Raw genomic sequence first — 19,785 nt, 5'->3', positions numbered from 1 at the left:
CCGGCCGCCCCCGCCGTGCGAAGCTAACGTTGTTCGCCTATCCTTGGGCTAACAACGTTAGCCAAGGAGGAACAATGAAGTGGATCCTGTCCGTCGCCGCGGTGATCGTGCTGCTCGTGGGGGTGGGTGTGGTGCTGTACCGCGAGCGCACGGTCGAGCGGTCGGTCGAGATCGCCGCGTCCCCGGCCGAGGTCTGGCGCGTCCTCGTCGACTTCGCCGCGTACCCCCAGTGGAACCCGTTCGTGATCCGCGCCGCGGCTCCCGATGGTCTGGAGGTGGGGCGCGACCTCGACGTCCGGATTCGGAACGACGGTTCCGAGACCGGCTTCCGGCCGGAGGTCCTGGCGGTGGAGCCGGAGCGCGAGCTGCGATGGGTGGGCCGTGTGCTGGTGCCCGGGCTGCTCGATGGCGAGCACTCCTTCCGGCTGGAGGCCACCGCGGGTGGCACGCGGTTCACCCAGGCCGAGCGCTTCCGCGGCGTGCTCGTGCCCGTCGTCGGCGCGTCGATCGACGTGGCGAGCGGCTTCGACGCGATGAACTCCGCGTTGCGCGATCGGGTGCTCGCTACGATCGCCCGGTGATCCCAGACGAGCTGATACCGCTGCGCACGGCGTCCCCGCGTGCGCGCCAGATCGTGGAGGTCGCCCGCGCGCTGCTCGAGCGCGACGGCTGGGAGCGCGTCACGATGCGCGATCTCGCGGACGAGGTCGGCATCCGCGCACCGTCGCTCTACAAGCACTTCGCGGGCAAGGACGCCCTCAAGAGCGCGCTGGTCGCCGTCGCGCTCGCCGAGTCCGGCGCGGCGCTGCGCCCCGTCTCCGATGTCGCGGCGCTGCTCCGGGACTACCGCACCGTCGCGCGTGAGAACCCGAACCTGTACCGGCTCGCCACCGTCGGACCGCTCGACCGGGAGGAGCTGCCGGACGGCCTCGAGGAGTGGTCGGGACACCCGTTCTTCGAGGTGACCGGTGATCCGCATGCCGCACAGGCCCTCTGGTCGGCCGCGCACGGGATGGCGATCCTGGAGATCGACGGCCGCTTCCCCGGCGGCGGCGCGCCCGACGCGACCTGGGACGAGCTGGCCCGTCGCTTCGCGTGAACGGTGTCCGTGAATCCACGGCGCAGACCGACACGAGGCCGAATTCGGCCTCCCGCCGCTGTGAGCCGTGGATTCACAAAAGCGGCCTCGAAGCTCTTGCCGAAAAATTCGCGTGACACGGAGCGTAGGCTGGGGGACATGAACCGAGGAGGAGTGTCCGGCGCCCTGCGCCACGGCAGATGAACCCGCCCCGCAGCCGATCCACCGGACCGGCTGCGCAGCTCTGCCCTTCACACTCCCTCACCCGCGACATCGCGGGTTCACCAGAACGGTTCACTCATGGATCCCGTAACCCAGCAGCAGGTCATCGACGCCTTCCGTGGCGCCACCAAGAGCGAGGTCAAGCGCGTCACGTTCCCGACGGACTTCGACGACCTCGACTTCGCCGCGCTCGAATACGTCGGATGGCGCGACAAGAAGATTCCGCGCCGCGCCTACGTCAGCGTGCCCACCGGCGGGCCCGACGGCGAGGGCCTCGTCACCCTCCTGCTCACCCAGGCCGAGACCAAGCCCAAGGCGAAGGCCATGTGCACCTGGTGCCGCGACGTCACCATCACCAGCCAGGCCGTCCTGTACACGGTCCGACGGGGCGGTCCGGCCGGGCGCAAGGGTGACACCATCGGCGTGCTCGTGTGCGAGGACTTCCGCTGCGCCGCCAACGCGCGCAAGCTGCCGCCCGCCTTCCACAAGGGCACCGATACCGAGGAGATCCGCGAACAGAACCTCGCGGATCTGCGCCGGCGGGTCACCGGCTTCGTCGCTGAGGTGCTCAGCACGGAGGAGTAGCGGCGATCAGTCCCTGGCCTGGGGGAGCTTCGCGCCCCGGGGGGACACCCGCCCCGCCGACGGCGGCGGCACCATCGGGCCGACGTCGCCGTCGGGCGCGGTGTCCAGGTCGAGCATCACGGGGGCGTGATCCGACGGACCCTTGCCCTTGCGGGCCTGCCGGTCGATCCAGGCCGCCGCGGTGCGGTCGGCGACGTCGTCGCTGGCCAGGATGAGATCGATGCGCATGCCCAGGTTCTTGTTGAACATGCCGGCGCGGTAGTCCCAGTACGAGAACACCTGCTCGTCGGGCCAGTGCTCGCGCACCACGTCCCGGAGGCCGAGCGCCGTGAGCGCCGCGCGCTCGGGCGGGGTCACGTGGGTGTGCCCGACGAACGCCGCCGGGTCGAAGACGTCCGCGTCGGTCGGCACGATGTTCAGATCGCCGCAGACCAGCTGGGGCACGGTGTCCGCCTTCACCTGCGCGGCGAGCGCCGCGAGCCACTCCAGCTTGTAGGCGTAGTGGTCGGAGTCGACCTCGCGGCCGTTCGGCGTGTAGAGCGAGTGCACCCGGATCCCGTCGCACACGCCCGAGACGGCGCGCCCCTCGACGATCCCGTTGAACGCGGGTGCGCCGGGGATGCCGACGACCACATCCGCGAGGCCCACCCTGGACAGTAGTGCCGAGCCGTTCCACTGCGGTTGGCCCGCCGTGGCGAACTCGTAGCCGCGCTCCTCGAGGTCCGGCCCGATGAGGGTCGCGAAGGCGTCATCGGTCAGCTTGAGTTCCTGCAGGCAGACGACGTCCGGCCGGCGCGCATCCAGCCACTCGAGCAGCCTGCCGTGCCGCTGCTTGACCGAGTTCACATTCCAGGTGGCGACGCGCATGCACCCACCGTATCGGGGTGCCCTGACAGGCCCGAAGGGCCGGTCGGGACACTGGAGGCATGGATCCGAGTGAGCAGTACAGTCGCGCCGCCGTCGCGGCCTCCGCGGTGGTGATCCGCGACTACTCCACGTCGTTCTCCCTCGCCGCGCGCCTGATGCCGCGGCGCGTGCGCCACCACATCACGTCGATCTACGGGCTGGTCCGGGTCGCGGACGAGATCGTCGACGGTGCCTGCCCCACCGATCCGCGGGCCCACCTCGACGCGCTGGAGGAGGCGGTCGAGCGGGCGACGGACGAGGGCTTCAGCGCGAACCTCGTGGTGCACGCCTTCGCCCAAACCGCCCGCGAGACCGGCTTCGGCACCGAGCTGACCAGGCCCTTCTTCGCCTCCATGCGCGCCGACCTCACGCCCGCGCCGCATACGCCGGATTCGCTCGCCGCGTACATCCACGGCTCCGCCGAGGTCGTCGGGCTGATGTGCCTGCGCGCCTACCTGGTGGGGGTGGCACCGTCGGACTACGACCGGCTCGCGCCCGACGCTCTGCGCCTCGGCGCCGCCTTCCAGAAGGTCAACTTCCTCCGCGATCTCACCGACGACGAGCTGCGCCTCGGCCGCGCCTACCTGCCCGAGCTCACGCAGCAGGCGTTCGACGTAGCCCTCGACGACGCCGCCGCCGACCTCGCCGCCGGGCGCGCCGGCATCGCGCGGCTGCCGGGCGACGTCCAGCGCGGCGTGCGCGCCGCCGCCGACCTCTACGGCGAGCTCCTGCGCCGGCTCCGCGCCGCCGGGCTCGACGGTGCGCGGTCCGGCCGCATCCGCGTACCCACTGCGGCGAAGGCCGCCGTGATCGTCCGCGCACTGTCGCCCGCCCGATGATGCGGCACCCGTCCGCATACCCCTCCGTGAACGAGGGAGCCCCCTGCGGGCCGCGGACCTACTGCGACGCGGACTTCGGGAGCTCGGCCACCTGATTCCGCAGGAACGAGGCGATCAGGGCGACGAACTCGTGCGTGCACTCGATCTGCGGCATGTGGCCGACGCCCGGGATGAGGTGGGTCTCGGCGTGCGGCATCAGCTTCCGTGCGTGCTCCAGATGGGACGGCGGCAGGACCCGGTCGCGGGAGCCCCACAGCACCATGGTGGGCCGCGGCGTCGCCGCGATGGTCCGGTGCAGCTCGTCCCGCCACTCCTGGCGCACCCCGCCCAGCACGGTGCCGAGCGCGTCGGCCGTCTTCCAGGTGGTGAGTCCGGCGTCGGTCTCCCGGGCGATCGCCATCGCGTGATCGATCCGCGCGCGGGTGGCGAACGACGTGTCGGTGAAGATCAGCCGCTCCTGGACGATCGCACTCAGGCGGCTCGGGGTGGTCGCGATGAGCTTGCCCAGCACCGGAATCCCGAGCAGCCGGAGCAGCGGCGTGACCTCTTTGCCGAAACCGGCCGACGCCACCAGGGTCATCGACGCGACCAGCTCCGGGTGCCGGGCGAGCAGCGTCATGGTGACCGCGCCGCCCAGAGAATTGCCCGCGACGTGCACGGGTCCCGAGACGTTCAGCGCGGCCAGCGTCTCCGCCACCCCGTCGGCGAGCGCGGCGAGGTCGGCGCCGTCGGGGTGGGGCGCCGACCAGCCGGAGCCGGCGAGATCGGGTGCGATGAGCCGGTATTCGCCGTCGAGTGCCTCGAACGTCGGGTCCCAGTCCTCCAGGCTGCGCGTGATGCCGTGCAGCAGGACCAGAGTCGGTAGCGAGGCATCACCGGACTCGCGGACCCGCACCCAGCGGCCACGGACGGGGATGCGGCGGATCATCGGTTCGCCTCGATCCACTCGACGGTGGCGTCGGCCAGCGGGCCGGGATTCTGCGCCACCACCCAGTGCCCGCCGGGCACCGAGACGTGCCGCGAGCGCGGCGACTTCTCCAGGCCGGCCAGCTGCAGCGGCGGCGTCACGAACAGGTCGCCCTCGGGCGTCACCACCTGCACCGGTACCGACGTGGTGGCGTCCTCCGGCTTGAGGAACGGGGCGGGCATGTTGGCGCGGTACAGGTTCAGGCCGTTGGTGAAGTCGCGGTCGCTGCGCGTGTAGCCCTCGGCGACCTTGCCCCCTGTGCCGCGCTTCTCCAGCGTCTCGATGAGCTTCTGGCCCCAGCCGCGCTTGTACAGCGAATCCGCCAATCCGGGGATGAGGAAGAACGGGATGTACGTCGAGCCGGCGGCCTGGCGCAGCCGCGCCGGCAGGTCCTTCGCGCTGCGGACGCCCTGCAGGTACTCGCCGGCGTGGTTCAGGTTCGGCCCGGACACCGAGGTGTACGAGGCGGTCTTGTCCGCGACCGCGGGATCGACGACGGCGTGCCAGCCCTGGATCGAGCCCCAGTCGTGGCCGATGAGGTGCAGCTTCGAGCGGTCGCCGCTGACCTCGCGCACCGCGTCGATCACCCGCGAGATGTCCGAGATCAGGCGGTCGAAGCGATACCCGGTCTTGCCCGCCGGGGCCTCCGACTCGCCGGCGCCGCGCACGTCGAAGGCGTACACGTTCACGCGACCGTCGAGGGCCGCGGCCAGGCCGTCCCACACGTGGTGGTTGTCGGGGTAGCCGTGGATCGCGAGCACCGTCGGACGGGCGGCGTCGTGGTTGCCGTAGCGGAAGCCGGCCAGGGTGAGGCCGTCGGACGTGGTCACGTCGAAGCGGTGCTGCTCAGTCATGATGTGCGCCTTACAGATCGATGGTCAGATGATCGCCGGCCGCGCGCGAGACGCAGGTCAGCATCTGGCCCTGTTCCCGCTCGAAGGGCGTCAGGGTCTTGTCTCGATGATCGACGATGCCCTCGGTCACCGTCATCCGGCAGGTGCCGCAGAAGCCCTGCTTGCAGGAGTACGGGGTGTCCGGCTTGACCTTGAGGATCGCGGCCAGCAGTGTCTCGTCGGCGGCCACGCCCAGGGTCAATCCGGACTCGGCCAGGGTGGCGGTGAAGGGCCGTCCGCCGATCACCGGCGGCGCGGAGAAGCGCTCGTAGTGGAGTTCGACGTCGGTGCGCCCGATGAGGCCCACGCGCAGCGATTCGAGCATCGGGATGGGCCCGCACGCGTACAGCGCCGTCGGGCCGGGGGTGTCGCCGATGAGGACGTCGGCGGTGGGGATGCCGTGCTCGTCGTCCGTGCGGATCTCCACCTTGTCGCCGAACCGCGCCACCTCGGCGATGAACGGGATGGTGTCGGCCGATCGGCCGGTGTAGAGCATCGACCAGTTCAGGCCGAGCCGCTCGGCGGCGATCATCATCGGCAGGATCGGCGTGATGCCGATGCCGCCGGCGACGAAGCGCAGGTGCTCGGCGGAGGAGCCGTAGCCGGGCACCGCCATCGGCATGCCGTTGCGGGGCCCCTTGACGGTCACTGTCGAGCCGACGTGCAGGGTCTCGTGCACCTCGACGGACCCGCCACCGCCGCCGGGGATCCGCCGCACCGCGATGCGGTAGGTATCGGGGTCGGCCGGGTCGCCGCACAGCGAGTATTCGCGCATGCGGCCCGAGGGCAGGAGCAGATCGAGGTGCGCGCCGGGCGTCCAGCGGGGGAGCGGGGTGTCATCGGCCGAGACGAAGGTCAGGGCGACGACGTCCTTGTCGTGGGCGACGATCTCGCGTGCGACCACCCGCAGGTCGCGGCTGGTGCTGGGCTCGGCCAGGTTGCGCGGCTTCATCAGGTGCGCGAACGCAGGAATCGTCACGCCGAAGAAGGCGTTGGCGAAGCGCAGCAGCGGGTCGTGCTTCCACCGGCCGTAGAGGTGCGGGGGGATCTCGGTGACGGGCTCCCCCCAGGGGCGGAAGACCGACGGTGCCTTTCTCTTGCCGGTCATCCGTTCGCCGCCCGGGCGGCCGGCGACGTGGCGAGGTACGCGACGGCCTGCGCGGTCGAGCCGATGGAGGCGGGATCGAAGTTCGGCTTGAAGTAGATGAGCGTGAACTTCAGGACGTCGCGCAGCTTCGGCAGGATGTTCTTGCGCGAGCCCTTGAGGTACTCCCACCACAGGCGCGGGTACGAGTAGCTGAAGTTCGGGTCCTTGCGGAGCATGTAGCCGGACGTGCGGTGCAGGGCGAGGACCAGGAAGACGATGCCCACGATCATCGCGCGGCAGCGGTGGAAGTAGCTGGGGTCGAAGTACGTCGCCACGTCGTGCGCGACGGACCGGTGCTCGACCTCCTCGGCGCCGTGCCAGCGACAGATGTCGGCCATGGTCGGATCGACGTCGTAGTCGTCCCACGCGTTGTTCAGGGCGAAGACGCCGAGGATCGCGGTGTAGTGCTCGACGGCCGCGATGAGCCACAGGCGCTGCACCATGTCGTTGTACTGGGCGCGATCCGAGCGATAGGTCCGCGGCGCGAGGATCCTGCGGAAGACGTACTCGAACTGCCGGGCCACGGGCGCGGTATCGATACCGCAGCGCTCGAGGTACTCGGAGAGGGCACGGTCGTGCGACTCCGCGTGCATGGCCTCCTGGCCGATGAAGCCGCGCATGGTGCGGGCGAGGTTCTCGTCCTTCACGTAGGGCAGCGCCTCGGTGTAGACCTCGCAGAACCAGCGCTCGCCCTCGGGAAGCACAGAGTGCAGGACGCTGCTGATGATATCGCTGGCCACGGGCTCGCCGGGGATCCATTCCAGCGGCACATCGTCCCAGTCGAACTCCACGTTGCGGGCGTGGATCTCGACCTCCGCGGGCTCGTGCTGGTGAGCCGATGCGCGTGAACTCGATGTACGCGAACTCATCGTCCGACTCCTTCCACAGGGGTGTCTTGACATTCAACACCCTGATGTTCACTGAGCGCCACGGCGGTGAGAGCGCTCGGCACGGAACCTATCACTTTCCGGCGGACGCGCCGAAGCGCTTGCGGCGCGGATGTGACGCCGGTAACCTACAACCCGATGGTTGTAGATGATTTGGCGCCGGACGAGGCGGACCGCCTCTTCCACGCCCTCGCGGATCGCACCCGGCGCGACATCGTCGTCCGGGTGATCGAGCGGGAGTGCTCCGTCTCGGAGCTCGCCCGCGGCTACGAGATGAGCTTCGCCGGGGTACAGAAACATGTGGCCGTGCTGGAGAAGGCGGGCCTGGTCGTCAAGACCCGTCGGGGCCGCGAAGCCCTGGTCGGCCCGGACGTCGACACCATCGCGCGCGGCAGTCGGCTGCTGCGCGGCTACGAGGACCTGTGGCGGGGACGGGTGGCGCGCATGGACGCGCTGCTCGTCTCCCCGAACGACTGAGGAGTTCCGCCATGCCCGTACTCACCACCGGCGCCGATCGCGAGGCGCTCACCTTCACCCTCGAGGCGGAGTTCGCCGCCTCCCCGGAGCGGGTCTGGCAGCTGTGGGAGGACCCCCGGCTGCTGGAGAAGTGGTGGGGCCCGCCCGGATGGCCGGCCACCTTCGTGCGCCACGAGCTGCGAGCCGGCGGCGAGTCCCGCTACTACATGACCGGCCCGGACGGCACACGGGCCGGCGGCTGGTTCTCGACGGTGTCCGCGGACGCCCCGTCGACGTTCACCTTCCGGGATGGCTTCGCCGGGGAGGACGGCGAGCCCGTCGACCCCGAGGACTACTCGACGACCACGGTCGTCATCACGCCCGACGGCGACGTGACGCACATGACTCTGACCGCGACCCATCGTTCGCTCGAGCAGCTCGAACAGGTCCTCGAGATGGGCATGGAAGAGGGTATGACCCAGGCGATGAGCCAGATCGACGCCCTGCTGTAGAAATCCGTCGTGAAATCAGGCGAATTCTGCGACACGAGGCCGAATCGTCCCTCGTGATCGAAGAATCGCCCGGTTTCACGACGAGCTGAGCGCCTCCGCGGCCAGCCGGCCGGAGATCAGGGCGGGCGGCACGCCGACACCGGGGTGCGTCATCGACCCGGCGAGCACGGCGTTCGCGATGCCGGGGACGCGCTGCGGGCGACGCAGCGGCCCCGTCTGGCGAAGGGTGTGCGCCGCGGCGAACGGGGTGCCCGCGGACATACCCTGCCGCGCCCAGTCCGCGGGGGTGTCCACGTGGAGCACCTCCGCGTCGAGGATGCCGCGGTAGCCCCGGGCCTCCAGGGTTCGCAGCAGCTCGCGCACGTAGTCGGCGCCCAGCGCATCCCAGTCCAGCGGCGCCGACTCCAGATTCGGGCACGGCGCGAGCACACTCACCGGGCCGGGCTCGCCCGTCGTGATCGACGGCCGGGTGATGAGGAACGACGGGTCGCTCATCAGCGTGCCGCGTCCCCGTGTCGCGGTGATCTCCGCGAAGGTCTGCTCCCACGCCGCGCCGAAGTCGAGCGTGTGGTGCGCCTGCGTCGGCCAATGATCCTGCAGGTCCGGGTCCACGTCGAGGTGGGCGACCACCGCCGACGGCGACAGCCGCACCCGCCGCGGCGCCCGCCCGCCGAGCGGCGCGATGAGCCGGTCGGTGACCGGGGCGTCGGCGGTGATGATCACCCCGTCGAAGGGCAGTTGGTGCACGCGGGCCGACGTGCGGGCCCGCAGCCCGGTGACCCGGCCCCGTCGACCGTCCAGGCCGATCACCTCGTGGTCGAGCAGGACCCGGCCGCCGGCCCGCTGCACCTGACGGGCCATGACGGACGCCACCCAGCCCATGCCCGCCCGCGGGTACCAGACGCCGAGGCCCACATCCATGTGCGAGATGACGGCGTAGACGGCGCGCGCCGCGGACGGCGCGATCCCCGCGTACAGCGCCTGGAAGGTGAGCATGCGGCGGGCGCGCGGGTCGTCGACGCGGCGGTCCACCTGGTGCTGCATCGACCGCAAAGCGCCGAGGCGCACGAGCCGGCCGAGCGCGGCGAGATCGCGCGGATTCGCGTAGGAGGCCCACGCCGCGTCGCCGCCGATGAACCGCTGGTAGGCGGCGTCGAACATGCCCTGCTGCCAGGCCATGTGTTCGGGTTCGTCCAGTTCGTCGGGCACGTGGAGCACGCTGGGCGGGCGTCCGTCGAGCGCGGGGAAGCGGCCCGCGTACGCGGGCGTGACGGGCAGGAGGTCGAGCTCGTCCTCGGCATCGCCGCGGCCCAGCCCGCCCGCGGCGAGGGCGTCGAAGACCAGCCCCGGCATGGTCAGCACGCTCGCGCCCGGGTCGACGAGGTGCCCGCCGATCCGCACCGTGCCCGCGCGGCCACCCACCCCGCGCGACCGCTCGATCACGGTGACCTCGTGGCCGGCACCGATCAGATGCAGCGCCGCCGACAGCCCGGACAGGCCTGCCCCGATGATTCCGATGTGCACGGGACGAGTCTAGGAAAACCCGCCAGCAACACATTGCAATGTATGCATATATCCAATACGCTGAGGCCATGAGCGCAGAACACGACCACAAGTCCGGTCACTCGGCGCGGTGGGAAATCGGCTTCGCCATCGCCTCGGGTGTCACCTACACCGCGGGCATGATCGCCGAGTACGCCATGAAGCTGCCCGACGTCGGCACCGCCTTCTTCCTCGCGACCTACTTCTTCGGCGGCTTCTTCACCATCCGCTCCGCCATCAGGTCGACGCGCAACGGCAAGTTCGAGGTCGACTTCCTCATGTTGGTCGCGGCGATCGGCGCCGCCTCCATCGGGCGGTTCGCCGAGGGTGCGGTGCTGCTGTTCCTGTTCAGCCTCGGCCACGCGCTGGAGGAGCTGGCGCTGGCCCGCGCGTCGAAGTCGATCGAGGCGCTCGCCGGGCTCGCGCCCCGCACCGCACTGGTGCACGTCGGCGGACCGTCGACCACGGCGGGCGAGTTCGTCGACCGGCAGGTGGAGGACGTCGCCGTCGGCGACCTCGTGCTGATCCGGCCGAACGCCCGCGTCAGCTCCGACGGCGTGGTCGTGGACGGCCGGTCGGCGATCGACCAGAGCGCGGTCACCGGCGAGTCGATGCCGGTCGAGAAGGAGCCCCTGGATCCGGCCCGCGCCGGCCGCGTGGCCGACGAGAACAAGGTCTTCGCGGGCACGGTCAACGGCTCCGGCGCGCTCGTGGTGCAGGTCACGGCGCTGGCGAAGGACTCGACGCTGAGCAAGGTCGTCGAACTCGTCGCGTCCACCGACCAGGCCAAGTCGCCCACGCAGCGCTTCCTCGACAAGTTCCAGCGGATCTACGTCCCCGCGGTGATCGCCTTCGTCATCGGCGTCTTCGCCGTCGGCTACTTCGCGCTGGGAAATCCCTTCGACGATGCCTTCTACCTCGCGATGGCCGTGCTCGTCGCCGCGAGCCCCTGCGCGCTGGCGCTCGCCACCCCGGCGGCCGTGCTCGCCGGCGTCGCCCGGGCGGCCCGCGCCGGCGTGCTCGTCAAGGGCGGCGCCCCGCTCGAGACCCTGGGCCGCGTCACGTCGATCGCCTTCGACAAGACCGGCACGCTCACCTGGGGCGAGCCGCGGGTCACCGACACCATCGCCGCGCCCGGTGTCGAGCTCGACGAACTGCTCGCGACCACCCTGGCCGTCGAGAAGCTGTCCGATCACCCCCTGGCGGCCGCGGTCACCGAGGCCGTCGCCGCCCGCACGACGACGGTGCTCGCGGCGTCCGACCTGCAGTCCGTCACGGGGCGCGGCGTCCGCGCCGTCGTCGACGGGGAGAGCGTCGAGATCGGCAACGAGCGGCTCTTCACCGACGCCGGTGTCGCGCTGGACGGTGCCGTCGCCGCCGACGTCGAGCGGCTCCAGGCGGCGGGCCGCACGCTGATGATCGTGCGCCGCGGCGACCGCTTCCTCGGCGTGATCGGCGTCATGGACACGCCCCGTCGGGAGGCGGGACAGGTGCTGGACCGCCTGCGCGAGTCCGGCATGACCGACATCGTGATGATCTCCGGCGACCACCAGCAGGTCGCGGAGGCGGTGGGCCGCGAGGTGGGCGTCGACCGGGCGCTCGGCGGGCTGCTGCCCGAGGACAAGGTGACGGAGGTCCGGCGCCTCTCGGGGACCGCCGCGGGGCAGGATGTCCGACGGTGCGCCATGGTCGGCGACGGCGTCAACGACGCTCCCGCGATGGCGCAGGCCGACGTGGGCATCGCGATGGGCGCCGCCGGCTCCGCGGTCGCGCTGGAGACGGCCGACGTCGCGCTGATGAGCGACGACCTGGGTCGGCTGCCCTTCGCGGTGCGGCTGAGCCGGCAGACCAGCCGCATCATCCGGCAGAACCTCATCGCCTCGCTGGGCATCGTGGTCTTCCTGGTGATCGTCACCTTCCTCGGCATGCCGATGGGGCCGGTGGTCTTCATCCACGAGGGCTCGACGCTCATCGTCGTGGCCAACGCGCTGCGGCTGCTCCGATTCGAGGTGGGGCGGGAGCACGAGGGCGTGGAGCACGAGGCACGCCCCGAGAAGGTGCCCGCCGCGGCCTGATCCGCGGAGGTCGCCGCCACGTTCGACGGTGCGGGCGGGTCGCTACGGCGGCCCGCCCGTCGTCGTGCCGTGGGTGTGTGCGCTCGGCGGGGAGAGCCGGCTTCTGGTGGGGGAGCGGACGCCGCGCGGGGGACGGTCGGTCCCCCGTCGGGCGATCGGCGTCTGATGGGGGAGTGAACGGATGCGAGGGGATTCGGCGCGGCGCGGGGGACGACGACCTGGGGGAATGCTACTTGAGCGAACTGCGCTCAACTTTTTTCGAGAATCGGGAACATTCTCGTCCGGCCGCCCGTTGGACATGACGTACTACTTGAGCGTGATCGGCTCAATGGGGTAGAACGGAAGTGGTTCGCCCCTTGAGCCAGGGGCGCTGAAGTCTGGATCTGTAGCAGAACTACTCAGGAGGCAAATCAATATGGGACGTGCAGTAGGCATCGACCTCGGCACCACCAACTCGTGCGTCGCTGTCCTCGAGGGCGGCGACCCGGTCGTGATCGCGAACGCCGAGGGCTCGCGGACCACCCCCTCGGTGGTCGCCTTCGCGCGCAACGGTGAGGTCCTGGTCGGGCAGCCCGCCAAGAACCAGGCCGTCACGAACGTCGACCGCACCATCCGCTCGGTCAAGCGCCACATCGGCACCGACTGGTCGCAGAAGATCGACGACAAGGACTACACCAGCCAGGAGATCAGCGCCCGCACGCTGATGAAGCTCAAGCGCGACGCCGAGGCCTACCTGGGCGAGGACGTGACCGACGCCGTCGTCACGGTGCCCGCGTACTTCAACGACGCGCAGCGCCAGGCCACCAAGGAGGCCGGCCAGATCGCGGGCCTGAACGTGCTCCGCATCGTCAACGAGCCCACCGCCGCCGCGCTCGCGTACGGCTTGGACAAGGGCGAGAAGGAGCAGACCATCCTGGTCTTCGACCTCGGTGGCGGCACCTTCGACGTCTCGCTGCTGGAGATCGGCGACGGCGTCGTCGAGGTCCGTGCGACCTCGGGCGACAACAACCTCGGCGGTGACGACTGGGATCAGCGCATCGTCGACTGGCTCGTCGAGAAGTTCAAGGCGCAGCACGGCATCGACCTGACCAAGGACAAGATGGCCATGCAGCGTCTGCGTGAGGCCGCCGAGAAGGCGAAGATCGAGCTGAGCTCGGGCCAGAGCACGTCGATCAACCTGCCGTACATCACGGTGGACGCGGACAAGAACCCGCTGTTCCTCGACGAGAACCTGAGCCGCAGCGAGTTCCAGAAGATCACCAGCGATCTGCTCGAGCGCACCCGCAAGCCCTTCCAGGCGGTCATCAAGGACGCCGGCATCGCCGTGGGCGACATCGACCACGTCGTGCTCGTCGGTGGTTCCACCCGTATGCCCGCCGTGACCGAGCTGGTCAAGGAGCTCACCGGCGGCCAGGAGCCGAACAAGGGCGTCAACCCGGACGAGGTCGTCGCCGTCGGCGCAGCCCTCCAGGCGGGCGTGCTGCGCGGCGAGGTGAAGGACGTGCTGCTGCTCGACGTCACCCCGCTGTCCCTCGGCATCGAGACCAAGGGCGGCGTGATGACCAAGCTCATCGAGCGCAACACCACCATCCCCACCAAGCGGTCCGAGACCTTCACGACGGCCGACGACAACCAGCCGTCGGTGCAGATCCAGGTCTTCCAGGGCGAGCGTGAGATCGCCACGCACAACAAGCTGCTCGGCAGCTTCGAGCTCACCGGCATCGCGCCGGCGCCGCGCGGCGTGCCGCAGATCGAGGTCACCTTCGACATCGACGCCAACGGCATCGTGCACGTGACCGCGAAGGACAAGGGCACCGGCAAGGAGAACACCATCAAGATCTCCGACGGCAGTGGTCTGTCGCAGGAGGAGATCGACCGGATGATCAAGGACGCCGAGGCTCACGCCCAGGAGGACAAGGCGCGCCGCGAGGAGGCGGAGACCCGCAACCAGGCGGAGTCGCTGGTCAACCAGACCGAGAAGTTCCTCAAGGAGAACGAGGACAAGGTCCCGGCCGAGAACAAGACCAAGGTCGAGGCCGCCATCAAGGAGGCGAACGAGGCGCTCCAGGGCACCGACATCGCCGCCGTGAAGGCCGCGGTCGAGAAGCTCTCGACCGAGTCGCAGGAGCTGGGCCAGGCGCTGTACGCGCAGGCCGGCGCCGCTGAGGCGCAGGCTGACGGTGCCGCCGCCGGCGCGCAGCAGGACGACGGCGTCGTGGACGCCGAGGTCGTCGACGAGGACCCGAAGGACACCAAGTAATGACGAGTCCCGAGAATCCGGTGGATCCGGAGGAGGTGACCCCGGAGGCGGAGGTCGCGGCGGAGGAATCCGCCGCGGCCCCGGCCGACGCCGAGGTCGTGGAAGAGGCCGCGCCGGACAAGGAGGCGGAACTCACCGCCGATCTGCAGCGCGTGACCGCGGAGTACGCCAACTACCGCAAGCGCACTGCGCGCGACGTGGTGGACGCCCGCGCCGCGGGCAAGGCTTTCGTGGTCGGCGAGCTGCTGGTGGTGCTGGACGATCTCGAGCGCGCCCGCAGCCACGGCGACCTCGATGCCGGACCGCTGAAGTCGGTGTCCGACAAGCTCGACGGCGTGCTCAAGACCCTCGGGCTCGAGTCCTTCGGCGTGGTGGGCGACCAGTTCGATCCCTCCGTCCACGAGGCCGTGCAGCACGAGGGCGAGGGTGCCGATCCCGTGGTGGGAGCGGTGCTCCGTCAGGGATATCAGATCGATGGCAAGGTGATCCGTAACGCGATGGTCGCAGTGGTCGACCGTCCGGCGGAGGCCCCGAGCCAGGACGAGCAATAGAGGAGGTGATGCCCAGTGGCGCAGAGGGAATGGGTTGAGCAGGACTTCTACAAGGAGCTGGGCGTCAGCTCCAGCGCAAGTGCCGACGAGATCAAGAAGGCCTACCGCAAGCTGGCCCGCGAGCTGCATCCGGACGCGAATCCGGGCAACACGAAGGCCGAGGAGCGGTTCAAGCGGGTCTCCGAGGCGCACGCCGTGCTCTCCGATCCGGCCAAGCGCAAGGAGTACGACGAGACGCGACGCCTGTTCGGCGGCGGTCGATTCGGCTCCGGCGGCGCGGGCGGCTACGGCGACGGCGGTGGATTCGGCTCCGGCGGCTTCAGCAACACCGGCGGCGGCGCGGGCGGGTTCTCGTTCTCGGACATCTTCGAAGGTGCCGCGTCCGGCAACGGCGGGGGCGGCTTCGGGGACATCTTCGAGGGCCTGTTCAACCGTGGCGGCGGCGCCGGGCAGGCGTCCGGCCCGCAGCCGACGCGGCCCCGTCGGGGCAGTGACCTGGAATCCGAGCTGACGCTGGGCTTCCGGGACGCGACGCTGGGCGTGACCACCCCGATCACGCTGACCTCGCCGTCGCCGTGCACCACCTGCCACGGGTCCGGCGCCAAGCCGGGCACCAGCCCGCGGGTGTGCCAGTCCTGCAACGGCTCCGGTCTCGTGAGCCGGAACCAGGGGGCCTTCAGCTTCTCCGAGCCGTGCCCGGATTGCCGCGGCACCGGCTCGGTGATCGACGACCCCTGCACGGACTGCAGCGGGACCGGCGTCACCGTGCGCACCCGCACGGTGAACGTGAAGATCCCGCCCGGCGTCAAGGACGGCCAGCGCATCCGCCTGGCCGGCCAGGGGCAGGCCGGTATGCGCGGGGCGCCTTCGGGCGACCTGTTCGTCACGGTCCACGTCGGCGCCGACGACGTCTTCACCCGCAACGGCGACGACCTGCTCGTCACCCTGCCTGTGAGCTTCGCCGAGCTGGCGCTGGGCGCCACCGTCACCGTCCCCACGCTGGGACAGCCGGTGGGCGTGAAGATCCCGGCCGGTACCACCGACGGCCGCACCCTCCGGGTGCGCGGTCGCGGCGTGCCGAAGCGGGCCGGTGGGCACGGCGATCTGCTCGTCAAGGTGCAGGTCGCGGTGCCCTCGACGCTGAACGAGCGGGCCCAGCAGGCCCTGCGCGATTACGCGGAGGCCGAGCGCGCCGGGGGCTTCGACCCGCGGGGTGGCTGGGCCGGCAGCGCGAGCACCGCGGGGGCGTAATGATGAACGTCGACCAGCAGTTCCCCGACGATCCGGACGCGCACGTGTTCATGATCTCGGTGGCTGCGCAGCTCGCGGGGATGCACGCGCAGACCCTCCGCACGTACGACCGGCTCGGGCTCGTGACGCCCGAGCGGTCGGCGGGCGGGGGCCGGCGCTACTCCTCGCGCGATGTCGACCTGCTCCGCGAGGTGCAGCGGCTCTCGCAGGACGAGGGCGTGAATCTCGCCGGGATCAAGCGGATCATCGACCTGACGAACCAGGTGGACGCCCTGCAGCGGCGGGTCGAGGAGCTCGCCGCGCAGGTCGAGAACGTACGCCGCGGTGGGGAACTCGTGCACGTGCCCAAATCCAACGCCATGGTGGTGTGGCAGCCGCGGAGCCGCCGGAACGGTTGACGCGGCCCCGCCGATACGGCCCCGGGAGTCCGACGACCCCCGGGGCCGTCCCCTGTCCCGAGCCGAGTGGCCGCCGACCACTTACAACGGGTCGTACACCACGTCCTCGGGCGCGGCGCCCCGCTCCGCGGCCTTCTCGCTCGCGGCGCGCAGCAGGCCCCTCGGGCCGGCGATCAGCACGCGGTGGCCGGTGAGATCCAGTCCGTCCATGGCGTCCAGCAGCGAGCCGTGCCGCAGCGGCAGCGCGCGGTAGGCGGTGGCGGGCCGCTTGAGCCACCACGGATCCTGCCGTGCGTCCGTCACCTGCGTCACCTTGAGCCACGGGTTGGTCGCCGCCAGCGGCGCCAGCGAATCCGAGTCGTACAGCAACCCCGGTGATCGCGCCCCCACCAGGAGGTGCACGTCGGGGTTGTGGGCGTTCATGGACATCGCCAGCAGGATCGACTTCATCGGCGCGAGGCCGGTGCCCCCGGCGATCATCGTGAGGGGCCGGTCACCGTCGGGCCGCAGGAGCCCGTGGACCTGCCCGAACTGCCACACGTCGCCCGGGCCGCTCTCGGCGAAGACGGTGCTGGAGAGATAGCCGCCCGGCACAGAGCGGATGTGGAACTCCAACTGCCCCTGGGTGTTCGGCGGCATCGCCAGCGACAGCGGGCGCCACACGCGGGGCACCTGCGGGATCTGGGTCTCCACGTACTGGCCGGGCCGGAACAGCAACGGCTCGTCGGCCACGAGACGCACCACCGACAGCCCGGGGTGCGGGCGCAGGACGTCGACCACGCGGGCGGTGCGGCGGGCGGGCGTGGGATCGGAGTGCGCACCGCCGCGCATCACGCCGGTGAGGAGCCGGACGCTCTGCTCGAGCACCGCCGTGTCCTCCTCGTCGAGCCCGCCGTGCGCGGCGTAGAAGGCGTGCACCTCCGCGATGAGTGCCGCCGACATCGTCGCGTAGTGGTCCTCGGTGAGCCCGTACTTGCGGTGGTCACGGCCGAGCTGCGCGAGGAAGTCGACGAGCTCCTCGTGCCCGGTGGTCTTCGGGATCGAGGTGAAGACGTGATCGAGCACGCGCAGGAAGGTCGCGCGGTGCCCCGACATGTTCGCGGGGAAGAGGTCGCGCAGCGACGGGTCCATCGCGAAGAGGCGGGCGAACAGGCCCTTGGTGAAGTCGTCCGCCACCGGGCGGATATCGAGGGCGATCTGCGTCAGACCGTGCCGTGTGTGCGCACCCACTGCCGATCCGCTCCTGCCTTCCGAGCCCCGCATTGACGGATCTAGTCTAGCTGCGGCTTTGTCTCGGCCACACCGCCCGGCGCACGGCGCGTCCTATGCAGCGCGGCACCGCGCATTCGAGTATGTTTCTCGCGGGCGCGCACACCGTGCCGAGGGATCGACGAGCTCGAAGAGAGGGTTCCACCGCCATGATCGCTGTGCGAGTCAGCTGCCGCATGCGCCGCATCGGATACGGCATCGCTTTCGGGGCGGGTATCGCCCTCGCGCCGATCGCGGCCGGGGCCGCGTCCGCCGACCCCGGGCCGGTCGCCGATGCCCCCGCGCCGCCACCCGTGGCGGCGCAGCGCGTGCAGCCGGTCGTCGTGCCCAAGCCCGTTGCCCAGCCCGTCGCCGCGAAGCCGGTGGCCGCGAAGCCGGTGGCCGCGCAGCCCGTGGCCGCGAAGCCGGCGGTGGCGAAGCCGGTCGCTGCGAAGCCCGCGGCCAGGCCCGTCGCCGGACAGGCGGTCGCGGCCGAGCTCGCCGCGAAGCCGGCTGTGAAGGCGTCCGTCGCGCCCGCGGTGCGTGCACGCACCGTCGACACCCGCCCGGTCGTCGTGATCGGCGCCTCCGTCTCCTCGGGTAAGGAGGTCTCCGCGTCGGAGGCCTACCCGGGCCGGGTCGCCGCGATCTCGGGGCGCCCCGTGCAGGTCAGCTCCCGCGTGGGCGCCGGCTACGCCGACGGCTCGATCGCCGGCCTCACCCGCGCCGCGAACCTGCCCGCGCAGAATCCCTCGCTGGTCGTGCTGCAGGCCGGCACCAACGACGTCGGCGCGCCGCCGGCCCTCGTCGCGGGCCAGGTGCGCCAGGTGGTGACGACGGTGCGACAGCAGGCACCCGGGGCGAAGATCGCCTTGGTCACCGTGTTCCCGTCGATCCACAACGGCGCCGCGGCCCGGAGCACCGACGCCGCGATCACCGGTGCCGCCCGGTCCGTCGATCCGAGCGTCGCCGTGATCTCGCCCCTCGCCGAGGGCTGGATCTACGCCGCCTCGGAAGACGGTCACCCGGGTTCCTCCGCGCACGAGCGCATCGCCCAGCGCGTCTCCGGCCTGGTCTGAAGAATTCCGGGCTCGCTGGGGCGCACGATGCCCCTGTGATGATTTGCGGCGATTGTTACGCGTGTGACATGTGGTGTGTCACTATGTCGGCATGAGCGTGTCGCGTTTCGGTGCACTGATCGGAATCGGAGCCGTGGTGATCGCGTCGGCGGGCGGAATTTCCGCCGGTAGCGCCGCCGCCGACCCCGGCTCGGTCGTGCGCGCCACGGATGCCCGGCCGATCGTCGTGATCGGAGCGTCCATCTCGACGGGGTACGAGGTCGAGGGCGTCGTCGCCTATCCGCGAACGGTCAGCGCCATCGCCGGGCGATCGGTCTACCTCAGCGCCCGGAGCGGCGCCGGTTACAGCGACGGCAGCATCGCCGGCCTGACGCGCGCCGCGAAGCTCGCCGAGCGCGATCCGGCGTTGGTCGTGGTGCAGGCCGGCTCCAACGACGTGGGCGCCTCGACGGCCGCGATCGCCAACCAGGTCCGGCAGGTGATCACCGCGGTGCGATCCCAGGCGCCGAACGCCCGAGTCGCGCTGATCACGGTGTTCCCGACGGTGCGCGGGAGCGGCCCCGATGCCCGCGCCACCGAGGCCACGATCGTCGGCGCCGCCCGCGCCGTCGACCCCTCGGTGGCGGTGATCTCGCCGCTCAGCGAGGGATGGGCCTACGGCGCCAGCAGCGACGGTCATCCGGACGCCGCGACGCACCAGAAGCTCGCCGAACGCGTCGCCGCCCTGTCCTGACGGATCGTTCGACGGCCGCACCGTCGACCGCTCGGTGGCCTCCCGGCGGCCACCGGACGCTCTCTCCGGTTGCTCTCGCTCACAAAGCATGATGCGCTGCAGCGTGACGCGAGTCACCGCGGGCTCAATCATTGAGCGGAACAGACTCAAGTTTCT

General features: G+C 70.9%; 20 protein-coding genes. 13 read left to right on the top strand and 7 right to left on the bottom strand.

Annotated features, from left to right (window positions below; translation table 11 throughout):
* Positions 1 to 74 precede the first annotated feature (74 nt).
* The 3 genes from FK529_RS04565 (at position 75) to FK529_RS04555 (ending at position 1,885) form a co-directional block, all read left to right on the top strand.
* Positions 75 to 581: an SRPBCC domain-containing protein gene (locus tag FK529_RS04565; protein ID WP_146559841.1), complete on the top strand. Its 507-nt coding sequence runs from the start codon at positions 75 to 77 to the stop codon at positions 579 to 581.
* On the top strand, positions 578 to 1,099 hold the full coding sequence (locus FK529_RS04560; protein ID WP_231702919.1) for a TetR/AcrR family transcriptional regulator: 522 nt from the start codon (positions 578 to 580) through the stop codon (positions 1,097 to 1,099). Before FK529_RS04565 ends, FK529_RS04560 begins: the two co-directional genes overlap by 4 nt.
* Positions 1,100 to 1,378: 279 nt before the next feature.
* Positions 1,379 to 1,885 carry an FBP domain-containing protein gene (locus FK529_RS04555; protein ID WP_146559840.1) on the top strand — a complete coding sequence of 169 codons (507 nt, stop codon included), beginning with the start codon at positions 1,379 to 1,381 and terminating at the stop codon, positions 1,883 to 1,885.
* 6 nt (positions 1,886 to 1,891) lie between these two features.
* On the opposite strand, the gene FK529_RS04550 is transcribed toward FK529_RS04555, so the two are convergent.
* Positions 1,892 to 2,752 carry an exodeoxyribonuclease III gene (locus FK529_RS04550; protein WP_146559839.1) on the bottom strand — a complete coding sequence of 287 codons (861 nt, stop codon included), beginning with the start codon at positions 2,750 to 2,752 and terminating at the stop codon, positions 1,892 to 1,894.
* 59 nt (positions 2,753 to 2,811) lie between these two features.
* Here FK529_RS04550 and FK529_RS04545 point away from each other — a divergent pair, with 59 nt between their 5' ends.
* Entirely contained in the window at positions 2,812 to 3,630 is an 819-nt protein-coding gene (locus tag FK529_RS04545) for a phytoene/squalene synthase family protein (protein WP_146559838.1), read from the top strand.
* A gap of 58 nt (positions 3,631 to 3,688) precedes the next feature.
* On the opposite strand, the gene FK529_RS04540 is transcribed toward FK529_RS04545, so the two are convergent.
* The 4 genes from FK529_RS04540 to FK529_RS04525 are packed head-to-tail and all read right to left on the bottom strand — an operon-like array spanning position 3,689 to position 7,506.
* The gene (locus tag FK529_RS04540) at positions 3,689 to 4,558 is read right to left on the bottom strand and encodes an alpha/beta fold hydrolase (RefSeq protein WP_146559837.1); all 870 of its coding nucleotides are present in this window, start codon (positions 4,556 to 4,558) and stop codon (positions 3,689 to 3,691) included.
* Positions 4,555 to 5,451, bottom strand: coding sequence for an alpha/beta fold hydrolase (locus FK529_RS04535; RefSeq protein ID WP_146559836.1), 897 nt, complete (start codon positions 5,449 to 5,451; stop codon positions 4,555 to 4,557). The genes FK529_RS04540 and FK529_RS04535 overlap by 4 nt, the downstream gene beginning before the upstream one ends.
* A gap of 10 nt (positions 5,452 to 5,461) precedes the next feature.
* Positions 5,462 to 6,598 carry a PDR/VanB family oxidoreductase gene (locus FK529_RS04530; RefSeq protein WP_146559835.1) on the bottom strand — a complete coding sequence of 379 codons (1,137 nt, stop codon included), beginning with the start codon at positions 6,596 to 6,598 and terminating at the stop codon, positions 5,462 to 5,464.
* On the bottom strand, positions 6,595 to 7,506 hold the full coding sequence (locus tag FK529_RS04525; RefSeq protein ID WP_146559834.1) for a metal-dependent hydrolase: 912 nt from the start codon (positions 7,504 to 7,506) through the stop codon (positions 6,595 to 6,597). Before FK529_RS04525 ends, FK529_RS04530 begins: the two co-directional genes overlap by 4 nt.
* A gap of 156 nt (positions 7,507 to 7,662) precedes the next feature.
* Here FK529_RS04525 and FK529_RS04520 point away from each other — a divergent pair, with 156 nt between their 5' ends.
* Complete coding sequence (locus tag FK529_RS04520; protein WP_146559833.1) at positions 7,663 to 8,001, top strand: ArsR/SmtB family transcription factor; 339 nt, start codon at positions 7,663 to 7,665, stop codon at positions 7,999 to 8,001.
* Between the two features lie 11 nt (positions 8,002 to 8,012).
* Positions 8,013 to 8,492, top strand: coding sequence for an SRPBCC family protein (locus tag FK529_RS04515; RefSeq protein ID WP_146559832.1), 480 nt, complete (start codon positions 8,013 to 8,015; stop codon positions 8,490 to 8,492).
* A gap of 75 nt (positions 8,493 to 8,567) precedes the next feature.
* On the opposite strand, the gene crtI is transcribed toward FK529_RS04515, so the two are convergent.
* The gene (crtI, locus tag FK529_RS04510; RefSeq protein WP_146559831.1) at positions 8,568 to 10,016 is read right to left on the bottom strand and encodes a phytoene desaturase family protein; all 1,449 of its coding nucleotides are present in this window, start codon (positions 10,014 to 10,016) and stop codon (positions 8,568 to 8,570) included.
* A gap of 68 nt (positions 10,017 to 10,084) precedes the next feature.
* On the opposite strand from crtI, the gene FK529_RS04505 reads away from it, so the two are divergent.
* From FK529_RS04505 to FK529_RS04485, 5 genes are all read left to right on the top strand, one after another.
* Entirely contained in the window at positions 10,085 to 12,109 is a 2,025-nt protein-coding gene (locus FK529_RS04505; protein ID WP_146559830.1) for a heavy metal translocating P-type ATPase, read from the top strand.
* 415 nt (positions 12,110 to 12,524) lie between these two features.
* The gene (dnaK, locus tag FK529_RS04500) at positions 12,525 to 14,369 is read left to right on the top strand and encodes a molecular chaperone DnaK (RefSeq protein ID WP_146559829.1); all 1,845 of its coding nucleotides are present in this window, start codon (positions 12,525 to 12,527) and stop codon (positions 14,367 to 14,369) included.
* Complete coding sequence (gene grpE, locus FK529_RS04495; RefSeq protein ID WP_146559828.1) at positions 14,369 to 14,920, top strand: nucleotide exchange factor GrpE; 552 nt, start codon at positions 14,369 to 14,371, stop codon at positions 14,918 to 14,920. Before dnaK ends, grpE begins: the two co-directional genes overlap by 1 nt.
* A 15-nt stretch (positions 14,921 to 14,935) precedes the next feature.
* Positions 14,936 to 16,171, top strand: a complete 1,236-nt coding sequence (gene dnaJ, locus FK529_RS04490; RefSeq protein WP_146559827.1) for a molecular chaperone DnaJ — start codon at positions 14,936 to 14,938, stop codon at positions 16,169 to 16,171.
* Positions 16,171 to 16,569, top strand: a complete 399-nt coding sequence (locus FK529_RS04485; RefSeq protein ID WP_146559826.1) for a heat shock protein transcriptional repressor HspR — start codon at positions 16,171 to 16,173, stop codon at positions 16,567 to 16,569. The genes dnaJ and FK529_RS04485 overlap by 1 nt, the downstream gene beginning before the upstream one ends.
* Positions 16,570 to 16,650: 81 nt before the next feature.
* Here FK529_RS04485 and FK529_RS04480 read toward each other — a convergent pair whose 3' ends face one another.
* On the bottom strand, positions 16,651 to 17,799 hold the full coding sequence (locus tag FK529_RS04480; RefSeq protein ID WP_158635046.1) for an FAD-binding oxidoreductase: 1,149 nt from the start codon (positions 17,797 to 17,799) through the stop codon (positions 16,651 to 16,653).
* A gap of 188 nt (positions 17,800 to 17,987) precedes the next feature.
* Between FK529_RS04480 and FK529_RS04475 the strand changes: the two genes are divergently transcribed.
* Positions 17,988 to 18,896, top strand: coding sequence for an SGNH/GDSL hydrolase family protein (locus FK529_RS04475; RefSeq protein ID WP_158635045.1), 909 nt, complete (start codon positions 17,988 to 17,990; stop codon positions 18,894 to 18,896).
* Between the two features lie 91 nt (positions 18,897 to 18,987).
* Positions 18,988 to 19,629, top strand: a complete 642-nt coding sequence (locus FK529_RS04470) for an SGNH/GDSL hydrolase family protein (protein ID WP_146559823.1) — start codon at positions 18,988 to 18,990, stop codon at positions 19,627 to 19,629.
* Positions 19,630 to 19,785: the final 156 nt, after the last annotated feature.

Origin of the sequence: Tsukamurella asaccharolytica (assembly GCF_007858435.1) — a bacterium.
GTDB lineage: Bacteria > Actinomycetota > Actinomycetes > Mycobacteriales > Mycobacteriaceae > Tsukamurella > Tsukamurella asaccharolytica.
This window is presented reverse-complemented; position numbering and strand designations above follow the sequence as displayed.